The following is a 14,530-nucleotide window of genomic DNA, read 5'->3' on the forward strand; positions in this document are numbered from 1 at the left end:
CCGGCGCCGGCGAGATCCGGGGACTTCCGGGCGCGGACATCTGGCGGGAACTGCTCGACTGGCTGGCCGACCGGCACGTCTCCGGCCGGGACGTCGACTGGTCCGCCTTCGACCACGGCTACGAACGCGCCCGGCTGGACCTGCCGGGCCAGACGTTCCGACGCCGTGCGCACCGCCCGGACGCCGCGGCATTCGATGCCGCTCCCGCGGCGTCCGGGGCCGGTGCGCCCCTCGGCGCGCTCGGGCTGCGGCAGGTCGCGTCGCCGCTCGCGCAGCGCCAGTACACCACCGCGGTCAGCCGCGCGGTCCTGCCCGAACTGGCCGACACCGCCGGGGTGCTGCACGTCGGCCACTACCAGGAGCTGCTGGCCTCCGCCGCCCGCGGCGGCGCCGGGCTGCGCCTGAACGGCGTGCGGTTCGAGCGGGCGCTGACCCTCGCCCCCGGCCGGGAGCGCACCGTGCACCTGGCGGTCGGCCCGGCGGACGGCGACGGCTGGGCGGAGTTCTCCGTACACAGCCGGCCGGCCGGCGACGCCGCGCCGGAACCGGAGCACCCGGGCGACGAGGGCTGGCACCGGCACGCCGCCGGCCGGCTGCCCGCCGGCGGCGGGGGAGCGGCGGCCGGGCCGGCGCCGCACCCGCTGCCGGAAGCGGCGCGGGCGGAGATCCGCGAGCGGTGCCCGGTGCGCCTGGAAGGCGCCGAGTTCTACCGGCGGATGTCCGAGCGCGGCGTCCCGCTGGGCCCGTCCGTCGAGTGGATCGCGGAGGCGTGGCTCGGCGAGGGCGAGGTGCTGGCGAGGTTCCGCCCGCCGACGCCCGCGGAGACCGGCGGCACCCCCGGCCGGCCGGACCGCGCACTCCCCGTGCCCGCCGGGATGCTGGACGCCTGCGTGCAGCTCTACGCGCTCGCCGCCGGCCCGCAGCTGGCCGAGCGGGACCTGTTCATGACCGCCCGCCTCGGCGACGTGGGCTTCGGGCACCCGGCCGAGGGCTCCCTGTGGTGCCACGTCCGGCTCACCGGGCCGGTCGGCGACCTGCTGGCCGGCGAACACCTGCTGGTCGCGGGGGACGGCGCGGCGGTGAACTGGGCCCGCGGCACCGAGATCCGGGTCATCGGCTCCGGCGGCGGAGCGGACGAGGCGCCCGCCGGCGGCGTACGCGCCGGACCGACGCCGGGGCGGCGCAGCGGCGCGCGGCGTGCCGCGGCGCTGCGGGAGCTGCTCACCGGGATGGTGGCGGAGCTGCTCGGGCTGCCGCCCGCCGAGGTGCCCGCCGACCGGCCGCTGGCCGAGACCGGGCTCGACTCCCTCGCCGCGCTGGAGCTGCGGCGGCGGGTACGCGCCGAGACCGGCGTGGACCTCCCCGTCGACCTGCTCATCGCCGGCCCCTCGCTGGACGACGTGGTCGAGCGCGTCGCCGGGCCGGCGGCGGGCGCCGCGCCGGCCGCGCCGCGCCCGTACGACGTGGACGGCGCACGCTGGCTGCCGGTCGCGCCGGGGGACGACGCGGCGGTGCGGCTGTTCTGCCTGCCGTACGGCGGGCGCGGCGCCTCCCTGTACCGGGACTGGCCGGGCACCGCGGACTCCGGGGTCGAGGTGCTCCCCGTCCAGTTGCCCGGCCGGGAGGACCGGGCCGACGAGCGCTGCATCGTGGACGCGCACGAGGCCGTCGACGCCGTCGCGCAGGCGCTGAAGCCGTACCTGGACCGGCCGTTCGCCTTCTACGGGCACAGCATGGGCGCTCTGCTCGCGTACCGCCTCGCCCACCGGCTGGGCGGGGAGTACGGGGAGCTGCTGCGGCACCTGTTCGTCGGCGCCTTCAGCGCGCCGACCGGCGGGGAGAACCCGCTCGGCGCCCGGCTGCGCTCGGTGACCCAGCGGCTCGGCTTCGAGCGGATGCCCGAGCACGAGGAGCTGACGCGGGCACGGCGGGACCATCCGCGGCTCTACGAGACGGCGCTGCGCGCCGAGCTGGGCGAGGAGCTGGCGGGCAAGGCGGACGTCGCCCTGGGCGGCGCCGGCTACGCGGACCTGCGGGTGGTGCAGAGCTACCGGCACGACCCGGCGGAGCCGCCGCTCGGGGTGCCGGTGACGGCGTTCCACGGCGCCGACGACCCGGTGGTCGCCGAGCGGGACGCCGACGGCTGGCGGCCGTTGACGGCGGCCGGGTTCCAGCTGCTGGTCGTACCCGGCGACCACTTCTTCGTCCACGGCGACCAGAGCGGGCCGCGGGTCCTGGCCGAGATGACCGCGCGGCTGCGCCAGCCTGTGCGGGCCTAGCGCACGGGGAAGGGCGGGCGAAGCCGTCGGCCTCGCCCGCCCCTCGTCCTGTACGAGCACGGTGCGGTCACACCGCCGCGGGCAGCTCCAGCCGTTCGTCCGCGACGAGGATCGCCTGCTGCAGATCGCGCAGCGCCCGGCAGGGTTCGAGGCCGAGTTCCTCGTTGAGCCGGGCCCGGGCCTGCTGGTACGTCCGCAGCGCGTCGGCCTGCCGCTCCGAGCGGCACAGGGCCAGCATCAGCTGCCGGTAGAACGTCTCCCGCAGGGGATACTCGGCTGTCAGCGCGGACAGCCGGCCGATCAGCTCGCGGTGCAGACCGAGGCTCAACTGCGCCTCGATCAGCCATTCCAGATACTCCAGGCGGGTCTCCTCCAGCCACGTGGCGAAGCCCGCGATGACCGGCCCGTCGCACAGGTCGCCGAGGACCGGACCGCGCCACAGGGACAGCCCGCCCTCGAAGGCGGTCACGGCCTGCTCCGGCCGTCCCTCCTTGAGGTGCAGACGCCCCCGGTGCAGCAGTTCCTGGAACCGGTCCACGTCGAACTGGTCGTCCTCCAGATGCAGCAGGTAGCCCGGGGGCCGGGTGAGGATCGGGTTGTTCCGGCAGCCCGGTTGGCCGAGGAACTTACGCAACTGGGAGATGTAGACGTGGATGCCCGCTGTGGCTCGGCGCGGGGGGTTCTGCCCCCAAATCTCGGCTATGGCTTCGTCGATGGAGACGACCTGACGAGCGCGGATCAGTAACAGGACGAGAAGCACCTGCATCTTCTTGGCGCTGACGAATCTGCTGCCGCGGCTGTCCACCACCCGGACTGGTCCAAGTATTTCGTACTGCACTTTTCAACCCCCGATGAATTTCTCTAAGGCGACGCGCCCGGCTTCCATGGCACTGTTGTTCAATTCCTCTCACCGCTCCGTGCAGGGGATCTGGTCTGTGTCGCGGCGATGCTGTAGAGGTCTTTGCAGGTTATGGATCAGGTAGGGGGTGTCGAAACCCCTACCCACCCCTAAGTCCCCCCTATGTTAGGTCAGGGGTATTGCGCAGTCGTTACAGGGGCGTGTGTATCGCATTCACGCCCCCTGGTAAGGCGTCGTGATCATCCGCCGTTCTCGCAAATGTCCGGTATTCACCGCCGTATATCCACTGCCCGATATCCGAGTCTGCCGTGGAATTCCACCCGCGTCCCGGAGTCCCCGGCCGGAAGCGGACACGACGACGACGGCCGCCGCCGGTCCCCTGATGCACCAGGGGACCGGCGACGGCCGTCGCGGGCTCCGGAAAACCCCGCCGGAGTACGGGTGCGGCGGGCCGGGCGGCGTCAGCGCGGGGCGAGGCCCTGACGCATCGCCAGCAGCGAGCCGAACGTCCAGTCCACGGTCTGCTGCACGTGCGCCGGCGCACCGTGCACGTCGTCGACCTCGTTCACGGCGACGTCCCGCACGTGCTGCCGCAGGAACGCCGGATCCCCGGCCGGGATGATCTCGTCGCGCAGGCTGGCCCGGTAGCGGACCGGTATCTCCAGCGCGGCCAGTTCCCCGGGCGTCAGCGCCCAGTCCGCGAGCGTCTTGTGCAGCGCGTCGTCATCGCCCCCGGCCGTGCCCGTCAGCCGGGCCAGCGTGTGCCGGGTGATGCCCGGCACGCCGCGCAGCCAGTCGGCGTCCGTGAAGAACCCGCTCACCGGCGCCCCCGACGTCACGATGCCGCGCAGCCGGTCGTCGTGCCCCGCCCAGCGCAGCGCCAGGTGCCCGCCGAAGCTGTTGGCGAGGGCGTACGTGTCGGCCACGTCGGCCCGGTCCGCGATCCCGTCCAGCAGAGCGGGCAGCATCCGCCAGCTCTCCCGGTCGTACGGGAGCGTGTTCTCACCCACGCCCGGCAGCTCGGTGACGACGATGGCCATGCCCAGCGCCGCCGCCTGGAGCGTCACCGGCGCCCACTGCTCCTTCAGGCTCACGATCCCGCCCGTCACCAGCAGCACCGGCTTCGGCTCCGCGGCCGACAGCCCGCCTGCCCAGGCCACCACCTCGCCGTCGCCCAGCGTGGCCGTGACCCGCTCGATGCCCGGCTGGCCGGCGCGCCAGCGGCCGAACACCGACCGGCACTTCTCGTACGCCTCCTGCCGCGCCGGGCCGTCGACGACGGGGAAGCGGGCCATGGTGTAGCAGAGGGACGCCGGCAGCAGCTGCCCCGCCGCCTCCAGCTCCCCGGCGAGCGCCGACCACTCCGCCGTCCACGAGCCGGGGGCGCCGTCCTCGTCGCCGGTGATGCGGTCGAGCACCGTCTCGTAGCGGTCGGCGGGCAGCTGCAGCGCCTTGGCGTGGACGAGCGCGAAGTCCTTGAGTTCGGTGACGTCGTTCATCGTGTTCCCTCCCGCTCCCAGCGCATGGTCAGGCCGAGGTGGGCGGGTACCGCGTCGATCTGCCGCAGATCGTGCCGGAAGTCGGCGGTCCCGTCCTCGGTGTGCCCGTGGGCGTCGAAGCCGTTCCGTGGATAGAAGTCCCTGACCTTGCCGTTCTTCGGCGACGGCACGTACCGCGCCGCGACGGCCTCGGCCCTCTCGGCGCGGGCGTGCTCCAGCAGCGCGGCGAGGCAGCCCTGCTCGATGCCGCGCGCGAAGACCCGGCAGCTGAGCAGGAAGTTGTCGATGTGCCACACGGGCCCGTCGGTCCGTACGAACACCGCACCGACCAGGCCGTTGTCGCCGAAGCGGTCGCCGCTGCGGATGGCCAGCACCAGGTTCCCCGGCGAGCCGGCCAGCGCGCCGACCTCGTCCTGCTGGAGCCGCCGCGTGGTCAGGTTGAACTGGTTGGTGCGCTGGGTGAGCTGGGCGAGACGCGGCATGTCGGCCTCGGCGGCGGCGGTCAGCTCGACCCGCACGTCCAGCTCGCGCAGGTAGTCGTCCAGCGACGAGAAGGAGTCCAGGAAGTCCTTGCGGACGAGTTCCTCGCGGTAGCGCCCGGGGCGGCGGACGTCGTCATCGGTGAGGTCGCGTACGCCGAACCAGTCGTCGGCGAGCAGCCGCTCGGCGTGCAGCGCCGGGTCGCCGTCGAGGTGGAGCACGGTGACCGCGGGCAGCTCGCGGGCGACCAGACCGCACTCGTAGGCGCTGTCGTCGGCGAAGACGAACGAGTCGAGGCCGAGGTTGAGGTCGTCGGCCAGCGCCCGCAGGTTGTCGTGCTTGGGCGCCCAGTTGGCGACCACCCGGACGAAGTCGTCTTCGCGCAGGGTCATCCCCGGGTGCTCGCGCAGCACCTCGCGGACGGGCTCCACGTCGTTCTTGCTGACGGCGGCCACGAGCACCCCGCGCGAGGCGAGCTGCTTGACCGCCTGCTGCATGCGCCGGAACGCGCGCCCCGTGCGCCCGTCGGCGACCTCGATGCCCTCCGGGCCGTCGTCACCGAGCACCCCGCCCCACAGGGTGTTGTCCAGGTCGACCGCGAGCACCTTCTTCGCCCGCCCGGACCGGCCGCGGGCGAGGTGCGCGACCTCGCGTGCGACGGCGGCGGTCAGGTCGGCAGCGAAGGGCGTGCCGGCGTACGTCGCCAGGCGGGCCTCGGCGAGCGCGGCGGGGCCGCTGAGGACCGGATCGAGGTCGAGGACGACAAGGCCGGGGTGGTCGTCCATCAGCCCGAGCAGCCGGGCGTTCCCCTCGCGCCACACGGCGCCGAGCCGGGCACGGGAGCGGTGGTCCACCACCTGAGCGGTGAACTCCCGCGGGAGCGGCATCGTGGTGTAGACGAGCGTGCCCGAGCCGGAGGCGCCGTGGGTGGCGGCGAGCTTGTCGAGGAGGTGCACCTTCTCGGCCAGCACCCGCTCGACGTCCTCGGGCCGCCACGGGCGCGGAACCTCGTCGAAGACGATCCCGGCGGCCAGCAGGCACACGACGAGGTCGGTGCCGGCGGCGTAGACCTCGCTGGCGGGGTCGGCGAGGTCGAACAGCCAGCCGCCGAAGTCGGCGACGTGCGGGCGCAGCAGCATGCCGTGCCGGGCCAGCTCCATGGTGAGCGGCGGCACGATGCCGGCGACCGTGCCGTGCCCGGTGACCGCGACGGACACGGTCGGGATGCCGGGGTTCCCGGCGAGCACCTCGTCCGGCGACAGCCGGGACAGCAGCCGCCCGGCGCGCTGCCGTTCGTCCTCGCCGAGGTCGCGCAGGAGCGCGGGCAGCCGCGGGTACTCCGCCGCCAGGCTGCCGGACCGGTGCAGCTCCGCGACCGGATCCGGAGCGGGTGGCGGGGGAGCGGGGGCAGCGGACACGGAACTCACACCTCCTGGTGGACCATCGCGGCGGACCGCCGGGCGGCGCGACGGGAGGGGGCGCGGGCGGACCGCCATCAGGCTCGCCAGCGGAGCTTGACGGGGCCTTGGCGGCGGCTAAAGCGGCCGTACGCGGCGGTGGCGGACGGCCGCGTACGGCGGCGGCCGGGAGGGCGTCAGGGCGCGGCGGGCGCCCGCTCGCCCCGGGACTCCGGGAACCGGTACGGCAGCACGGCCGCCGCGTACCGCTGCGTGCACAGCGGTACGCGGCGGCCGCACGGACGTCCGCGATCCCGTCAGGCCGTCGCCTCCAGCGCGAAGCCCGACTTGATCCACTTGCTCGACTCGATGGCCACGCCGAGGGCCCGGTCGCCCGCGGCGAGCTTCGGCAGCAGCCGCGCCAGCTGGAAGAACACCAGCGCGTTGCCGTTGTTGCCGGTCTCCTCGACGCAGGAGACCTCCCGGGCCTCGGGCGCGCCCATCCGCTCCCGTATCTTCGCCGTCATCCGCCCCGAGAGCTGCGGCGGCAGTATGTACGCCAGCTCGTCCGGCTTCCAGTCCAGCCCGTACAGCAGGCCTTCGGCCGACTCGGCGGCCATCTCCGGCACCGCCGCCTCGATCGCCTTGTAGTCCTCGCTGACCGGCGGGCCGTCGAACCGGCGGCTCGCGCCGTACCAGTCGAGCGTCTGGCCGGGCTCGCGGCCCAGCCCCACCAGCTTGGTGAACACCGCCCGCAGCGCGGGACCCGGCGACGGCTCCGCGGTCAGCACCAGCGCGCCGGCCCCGTCCCCGAACAGCATGAGGTTCACCAGCTGCGCGGGCGGCAGCTCGGCGGCGTCCATGTCCGGGTCGACGAGCTTCGCCGAGACATCGCCGCCGAGCACCAGCGCCGTGCCGTGGCTGCCGGACAGCAGCAGCCCCGCCGCCACCGACAGCGCCTGCACCGCGCCCGAGCACCCGGACTGCAGCTGGTACGTCGGCACCTGGTCGATGCCCAGCCGGTCCGCGACGACGTTCACCGTCGTCGGCATCAGCATGTCGGGCATCGCCGTGCCCATCACGACCACGTCGACGTCCGACGGCTCCAGGCCGGCCGCGGCCAGCGCCCGACGCCCCGCGGTCTCACCGAGGTCGGCGAGCGAGAAACGCGGCTCGCCGGTCTCCAGATCCACCGCGAGATGGCGGTACTTGGTGCCGACGAACGCCTCCGCCCACTGCTCCCACATCGGGCCCAGGCCCATGGCGCGGCCCAGCGTCGCGTTGTCGATCTGCGGTCCCGGCGACGCCGTGCCGAGGCCGGCGATCCGCAGGTCCTGCTCCCGGTTCAGAACGAGCACGTGATCACCAGGCCACCGGGAGCGAGCTCGCGGCGTACATCGTGGCCTCCGCGCGCAGCGGGACCTCGTCCGCGTCGACGGCCAGCCGCAGGTCGGGGAACCGGCGGAAGAGTGCCGAGTACGCGATCCGCATCTCCACCCGGGCCAGCTGCTGGCCCAGGCACTGGTGTATGCCGTAGCTGAACGCCATGTGCCCGGAGGTCGAGCGGCCGACGTCGAAGCCGTCCGCGTCCTCGAACCGCCCCGGGTCGCGGTTGGCCGCCGCCAGGGACACGGTGACCCCGTCGCCCGCCTTGATGAGCTTGCCCTCCAGCTCGACGTCCTCCAGCGCGGTGCGCGGGACGCCGAACTGGGCGATCGTCAGGTACCGCATCAGCTCCTCGACGGCGTTGCCGAACAGCTCCGGGTCCTCGCGCAGCCGCTTGACCTCGCCGGGGTGGCGCAGCAGCGCGTACGTGCCGAGCGACAGCATGCTGGCGGTCGTCTCATGACCCGCCATCAGCAGCAGCATCCCGATGCCGGTCAGCTCCGCGTCGTTCAGCTCGCCGGTGGCGATCAGACCGCTCAGCAGGTCGTCCTCGGGCTCCTTGTGCTTGAGCTGCACCAGCTCGTGGATCAGCCCGTAGATCGCGGCGAAGGCCGCCGCCACCTCGTCGCCGGACGAGCCGATGCGCATCACGGTCGTCGAGTGGTCCTGGAAGCGCTGGCGCTCCCCGTACGGCACGCCCAGCAGCTCGCAGATGGCCAGCGACGGGATCGGCAGCGCGAACGCCGGCACCAGGTCCGTGGGCGACCCCTGCCGCTCCATCTCGTCCAGGTGCTCCTCGGTAATCTGCTCGATCCGCGGCTCCAGCGACTTCATCCGCCGCACCGTGAACTGGCCGGTGAGCAGCCGCCGGTAGCGGGTGTGGTCCGGCGGGTCCATGTGCATGAAGAAGCCGGGCGGCACCTGCTCCCAGGGCCGGCCGCCGGAGGGCAGCTCGAACGGCACCTTCTTGATGTCGCCCCGGGCGCTGAACCGCTGGTCGCTGAGCACCTTCCGGGCCGCCGCGTGACTCGTCACCAGCCAGCCCACGTGCCCGTCCGGATACAGCAGCGGACTGACCGGCTCCTCGGCGCGCAGCCGACCCAGCTCTTCCGGCGGATCCAGCGGGCGCGGGCGCTCGGTCGGCAACCGCCGGGGCGACGTGGACTGCGTGTCCGACATGACGCGTTTCCTTCCTCCGCATGCGAAGTCGCGGGTCCGGCACCGCCGGTCCACGCCTTTCCGTCCACCCTCGGGGCACGGCCTTAAGGCGGACTTGGGCATACTTAAGGCGCCTCGGCCGGCTCGGCCGACTCCTCGAACCGGATGACCTGGCCCGGGCAGGACCGCACCGCCTCGTCCACCGCCTCCCACTGCTCTTCGGCCGGCTGCTCCGCCAGCACCACGACCTGACCTGTCACCTCATCCTGGTCGAAAACCCGCGGCGCCAGGAGCGCGCACATACCAGACGCCACGCACCGCTCGATCTCGGTTTCGACCTGCATGGAGGAATCCCGCATGAGGGCATCCTTCCGGAAACTCGGATCCGTTGAACGGCCCGTAGCGTAAGGCCATTCACCGCCCATTTCGTAGCCCGGAGGAGGCTTTAGAAACCGGCAAGTCGCCCCCAAGGCGGAACCGGCACGGTGAACCGGGCGGCATACGGCAACCGCCAAGACCGGACTCTCAGGACCGGACGACGCGGAAAGGGCGGAACAGCAATGGCGGAAGCAACCCGTGGCCCGAACACCCGAGTTCACGGAGTCGTACTCGGGGGCGGCCTCGCCGGCGTGCTCGCCGCCCGGGCCCTGCGGGACCACGTCGACCACGTCACCGTGGTCGAACGCGACACCTACCCCGACGGGCCGGAGCCCCGCAAGGGCGTTCCGCAGGGCCGGCACGCACACATCCTCTGGTCCGGCGGCGCCGAAGCCATCGAAGCACTGCTCCCCGGCACCCTCGACCGGCTGTGTGCCGCCGGCGCCCACCGCATCGGTGTCAAGGAGGACATGGTCCTCTACAGCGCCTACGGCTGGCAGCACCGCTTCCCCGGCGCGCACTACGCGCTCACCTGCAGCCGCCCCCTCCTCGACCGGACGGTCCGCGAGGCCGCGCTGAACCACCCCGGCACCGACGTGCTGACGAGGACCGAGGCGCACGGGCTGCTCGGCGACCGCACCAGCGTCACCGGCGTCCGCGTACGCACCTCCGGCGGCCCCTCGCGCGAGCTGGCCGCCGACATCGTCGTCGACGCCACCGGCCGCGGCTCCCGGCTGCGGCACTGGCTCACCGACCTCGGCCTGCCGCCCGCCACCGAGGAGAGCGTCGACACCGGACTCACCTACGCCACCCGCGTCTTCCGGGCCCCCGCCGGCGTCCCCCGCCCCTTCCCCGTCGTCAGCGTCTACGCCGACCACCGCAGCGGCACGCCCGGGCGCAACGGCCTGCTCCTGCCCATCGAGGACGACCGCTGGATCATCACCCTCTCCGGCACCCGCGGCGGCGAGCCGACGGCCGACGACGACGGCTTCGCCGCCTTCGCCCGCAGCCTGCGCGACCCGATCATCGCCGACCTGATCGAGGCCGCGGAGCCCCTGACACCGGTGCGTACGACCCGCAGCACCCTCAACCGCCGCATGCACCTCGACCGCCTCGCCGACCGCCCCGAGGGACTCGTCGCGCTCGGCGACTGCGTGGTGGCCGTCAACCCCATCCACGGCCACGGCATGAGCGTCGCCGCCCAGTCCGCCCGGGCCCTGGAGACCTGCCTGAGCCGCGCCGGCGGGCTCAAGCCCGGCCTGGCCCGGACGGCCCAGCAGGCCATCGCCGCCGTCGCCGACGCGCCCTGGCTGCTCTCCGCCTCGCAGGACCTGTGCTACCCCGGCAACAAGTCCTCGGTCAGCGACCCGCGCCTGACCACCCAGGCCGCCCAGCGGCAGGGCTTCGCTGACATGGTCACCAGCGCCTCCCTCGTCAACGAGAGCGTCTGCGACGCCCTCACGGCCGTCACCACGCTCACCGCACCGCTGAGCAGCCTGGAGACCCCCGAGTTCCTCGCGGCGATGCGGCAGCCCGCCCGGCCGCCGCTGACGGCGGCGCCGCTGAAGGACGCGGAGGCGGCCGTGCTGCGGGCGGCGAAGTAGAGGAAGTAGAGAAAGCCGCCGGCGAAACCGGGGAGACCGGCGAAACCGGGGAGACCAGGGAGAAACGACCCGCGCGCAAACAGACCGACAAGAGAACCGCCCGCCGTTCCCACGGCGGGCGGTTCTCTCTATTACCGGCTCCTACCCGCCTTTCACCGACCGGGCGCCGAAGGCGCCTCGTCGCCGTCCGTACGACCGAGCTGCCGGTCGATGAAGTCGAAGATCTCCTCCGTGGACGACTCCTGGATCTTGCTGCTCACGTCCTCGGCCGGGGCCGGTCGCGCGTCGTTCCAGTTCGACAGCAGAGTCTGCAGCCGCAGCGTGATCCGCGAGCGCTCCGCCTCGTCCGCCGCCAACTGCTTCAGCTCCAGCTCCAGCGCGTCCAGCTCGGCGATCACCCGCCGCGAGGCGCTCACCGACTCCGGCATCAGGTCCGCCAGGATCCGGGCGGCCATCGCGTCGGGGGTGGGGTGGTCGAAGATCAGTGTTGCGGGGAGGCGGAGTGCGGTGGTGGTGGTGAGTTGGTTGCGGAGTTGGACGGCGGTGAGGGAGTCGAAGCCGAGTTCTTTGAAGGGGCGGTGGGGGTCGATGGTTTCGGCGGTGCCGTGGCCGAGGACGGCGGCGATGTTGTTGCGTACGACGTCGAGGACGGCTTTGTGCTGTTGTTCCGGTTCGGGGAGTGCGGCGAGGCGTTCTGCGAGTGCGTTGCCGTCGCCCGCGGCCGAGCCGGCCGCCGCCCGGTGGGCGGGGCGGTGGACGAGGTCGCGGAGGAGCGGGGGGAGGTGGGGTGTGGTGCGGAGGGTGCTGGGGTTGAGGGGTGTGCAGAGGTGGTGGGAGTGAGGGGTGGTGAGGGCGGTGTCGAGGAGGCGCAGGCCGTGTTCCGTGGTGAGCGCTGTGCCGGTACGGCCCTGTTGGTCGGTGGTGAGGTGGCTGGTGAGTCCGGTGGTGTGTTCCCAGTAGCCCCAGGCGAGGCTGGTGGTGGGCAGGCCGTGGTGGGTGCGGTGGTGGGCGAGGGTGTCGAGGTAGGTGTTGGCGGCGGCGTAGTTGGCTTGTCCGGGGTTGCCGAGGGTGCCGGCGGCGGAGGAGTAGAGGATGAAGTGGGCGAGGTCGAGGTGCTTGGTGGCCTGGTGGAGGTGGTAGGCGGCGTCGACCTTCGGGGCCAGGACGGGGTGCAGGGTCTCCGGGGTGAGCTGGGTGAGGACCGTGTCGTTGAGTACGCCCGGCGTGTGGATGACGGCGGTCAACGGGTGCTGTGCGTCGACGGAGTCGATGAGGGTGTGTACTGCTTCGGGGTCGGTGACGTCGCATGCCGTGATGGTGACGTTGGCGCCGAGGCCGGTGAGTTCGTCGTGGAGTGCGGTGGCGTTGGGGTGGTCGGGGCCGCTGCGGGAGGCCAGCAGAAGGTGGCGTACGCCGTGCTGGGTGACGAGGTGACGTGCTGTCAGACCCGCCAGGCCGCCGGTGCCGCCGGTGATGAGGACGGTGCCGTTCGGGTCGAGGGGACGGGCTTCCGTCGTGGCACCGTCGGTGGAGCGGGTCAGACGGGGGGCGAGGAACTGGCCGTCGCGGAGGGCGAGTTGGGGTTCGCCGGTGGCCAGGGCTTCGGCAAGCTGCGGGACGTCGCCGGTGGTGTCGCTGTCGATGAGGTGGATGCGGTCGGGGTTCTCGTTCTGGGCGGTGCGGATCAGACCCCATAGGGGTGCGTGGGCGAGGTGGACGTCCTCGGCCGGGTCCGTGGCGACGGCGCGGTGGGTGAGGACGACGAGGCGGCGGTCGGTTGCGTCGTTGTCGGTCAGCCAGCCTTGGAGGTGGGTGAGCAGGGCTTCGGTCGCGGTGTGGGCCGCGGCGGGGGTGTCGTCCTCGGCGGGGGGTGCTGCGTATACGTCGACCAGGTCGAGATCTGCCTGTGTCGACGGCTGGGCCGGTGCAGCGCGCCACGCGAGGTGGAACAGGCTGTTGCGGGTGCCTTCGCTGCTACGGGTGCTGAGCGCCGCGGCGTCGACGGGCCGGGTGTTCAGCGCCGTGACCGTCGCCACCGGCGCGCCCGTCGCGTCCCAGGTCCGCAGGGCGAGGTCGTGGCCGTGCTCGCCGGTGGGCGTGAGAGTGGCGCGTAGCTGGGTGGCGCCGGTGGCGTGCACCGACACACCGCTCCACGCGAACGGCAGCCGTAGCTGCCCGTCCGCGCCGTCGTTGTGCGCCGCGAGCGGGTGCAACGCGGCGTCGAGGAGCGCGGGGTGGATGGTGTGGCCACCGGATTCGGCACCGTGCGGGAGCGCGATCTCGGCGTGCAGGGTCCCGTCGGCCTCCTTCCAGGCCGCGGTCACGCCTTGGAACACGGGACCGTACTCGTAGCCCGCCGCCGCCAGCTCCGGGTAGAGCGCGCCGACGTCGAAGGACTCCGCGCCCCTGGGGGGCCACTGGGTCAGCGGCTCGGCGGCTTCGGTGGCTTCGGCGGTGAGGGTGCCCGTGGCGTGGCAGGTCCACGGCTCGGGCTCGGCGTCGTCGGTGTGCGGCCGCGAGTGGATCGTGACTTGCCACCCGTCCGTACGCCCTGCGTCGGGTCCGCCTTGGGGGGCGGCGGTGACCTGGAGGTCGCGGGCGCCGGACTCCTGGAGCACCAGCGGGGCGTGGAGGGTCAGTTCTTCGAGGTGGGTGGCGCCGGTGTGGTCCCCGGCGTGCAGAGCGAGGTCGACCAGACCGGTGCCGGGCAGCAGCACGGTCCCGGCGACGGCGTGATCGGCGAGCCAAGGGTGGGTGCTCAGGCCGACCCGGCCGGTGAACACCGTGGTCCCCGCGGCGCCGTCGACTCCGTCGGCGAGTTGCACCGCGGCGTGCAGGAGCGGGTGCGCCGTCGTGGCGAGGCCCAGGTCGCCGGCGTCGGTGAGCCGGGCAGGGGCGTTCAGCCAGTAGTTCTGGTGCTGGAACGGGTAGGTCGGGAGGCTCGCCGGCGTGCTCCCCGTCGACGGGAGGTGGGGGGAGAGGTCGGTGGGGTGGTGGTGGGTGTGGAGGGTGGTGAGTGCGGTGAGGAAGCGGGTTTTGGTGTCGTTGTTGCGGATGAGGGTGGCGTGGTGGTGGGCGGGGGTCGGGTGCTGTTCGAAGGTGTCGGCCAGGGCGGCGGTCATGACGGGGTGGGGGCTGGTTTCGATGAGGGTGTGGTGGCCGTCATCGAGGAGCTGGGTGAGGGTGCTGTGGAACTGGACGGGGTGGCGGAGGTTGTTGAACCAGTACTCCGCGTCCAGGTCCTGGTCGAAGGAGAGCAGAGCGCCGGTGTGGGTGGAATAGAACGGGATGGCCGGCGGCATCGGCTCGATACCTGCGCGCTCGGCCAGATCCGTGATGATCGTTTCGCGGAGGTCTTCGACGTGGGGGGTGTGTGAGGCGTAGTCGACGGGGATCAGGCGGGCGCGGATCTCCCGCTCCTGATACGCGTGGACGAGGTCGGTCAGGGGCTGGGTCTCCCCGGCGAGGATGGTGGTGTGCGGCCCGTTGA

9 protein-coding genes are annotated in these 14,530 nt (G+C 73.0%); 2 read left to right on the forward strand and 7 right to left on the reverse strand.

From position 1 onward, the window contains the following. On the forward strand, nt 1–2,279 hold a 2,279-nt coding region (locus tag ABD317_RS23720; protein WP_344291939.1), incomplete at its 5' end, for a thioesterase domain-containing protein. 67 nt (nt 2,280–2,346) lie between these two features. On the opposite strand, the gene ABD317_RS23725 is transcribed toward ABD317_RS23720, so the two are convergent. From ABD317_RS23725 to ABD317_RS23750, 6 genes are all read right to left on the reverse strand, one after another. Then, complete coding sequence (locus tag ABD317_RS23725; protein ID WP_344291940.1) at nt 2,347–3,117, reverse strand: AfsR/SARP family transcriptional regulator; 771 nt, start codon at nt 3,115–3,117, stop codon at nt 2,347–2,349. A 482-nt stretch (nt 3,118–3,599) separates the two neighbouring features. Further along, nucleotides 3,600–4,637, reverse strand: coding sequence for an alpha/beta fold hydrolase (locus ABD317_RS23730; protein WP_344291941.1), 1,038 nt, complete (start codon nt 4,635–4,637; stop codon nt 3,600–3,602). Beyond that, a complete protein-coding gene (locus tag ABD317_RS23735; protein WP_344291942.1) occupies nt 4,634–6,535 on the reverse strand; it encodes an HAD-IIIC family phosphatase in 1,902 nt (633 codons plus the stop codon). Before ABD317_RS23735 ends, ABD317_RS23730 begins: the two co-directional genes overlap by 4 nt. A 296-nt stretch (nt 6,536–6,831) precedes the next feature. Further along, a complete protein-coding gene (locus tag ABD317_RS23740) occupies nt 6,832–7,872 on the reverse strand; it encodes a 3-oxoacyl-[acyl-carrier-protein] synthase III C-terminal domain-containing protein (protein ID WP_027757644.1) in 1,041 nt (346 codons plus the stop codon). A 4-nt stretch (nt 7,873–7,876) separates the two neighbouring features. After that, on the reverse strand, nt 7,877–9,079 hold the full coding sequence (locus ABD317_RS23745; RefSeq protein ID WP_027757645.1) for a cytochrome P450: 1,203 nt from the start codon (nt 9,077–9,079) through the stop codon (nt 7,877–7,879). A gap of 104 nt (nt 9,080–9,183) precedes the next feature. Next, nucleotides 9,184–9,417, reverse strand: a complete 234-nt coding sequence (locus ABD317_RS23750) for a ferredoxin (protein ID WP_344291943.1) — start codon at nt 9,415–9,417, stop codon at nt 9,184–9,186. A gap of 201 nt (nt 9,418–9,618) precedes the next feature. On the opposite strand from ABD317_RS23750, the gene ABD317_RS23755 reads away from it, so the two are divergent. Continuing rightward, nucleotides 9,619–11,040, forward strand: coding sequence for an NAD(P)/FAD-dependent oxidoreductase (locus ABD317_RS23755; RefSeq protein ID WP_344291944.1), 1,422 nt, complete (start codon nt 9,619–9,621; stop codon nt 11,038–11,040). 152 nt (nt 11,041–11,192) lie between these two features. Here ABD317_RS23755 and ABD317_RS23760 read toward each other — a convergent pair. After that, on the reverse strand, nt 11,193–14,530 hold a 3,338-nt coding region (locus ABD317_RS23760; RefSeq protein ID WP_344291945.1), incomplete at its 5' end, for a type I polyketide synthase.

It is taken from the genome of Streptomyces synnematoformans, assembly GCF_039531005.1.
Lineage (GTDB): Bacteria > Actinomycetota > Actinomycetes > Streptomycetales > Streptomycetaceae > Streptomyces > Streptomyces synnematoformans.

Excerpts from the sequence above, each read along its gene's own strand:
- ABD317_RS23730 (WP_344291941.1), bottom strand. The coding sequence starts at position 4,637 with ATGAACGACGTCACCGAACTCAAGGACTTCGCGCTCGTCCACGCCAAG.
- ABD317_RS23745 (WP_027757645.1), bottom strand. The coding sequence starts at position 9,079 with ATGTCGGACACGCAGTCCACGTCGCCCCGGCGGTTGCCGACCGAGCGC.
- ABD317_RS23750 (WP_344291943.1), bottom strand. The coding sequence starts at position 9,417 with ATGCGGGATTCCTCCATGCAGGTCGAAACCGAGATCGAGCGGTGCGTG.
- ABD317_RS23755 (WP_344291944.1), top strand. The coding sequence starts at position 9,619 with ATGGCGGAAGCAACCCGTGGCCCGAACACCCGAGTTCACGGAGTCGTA.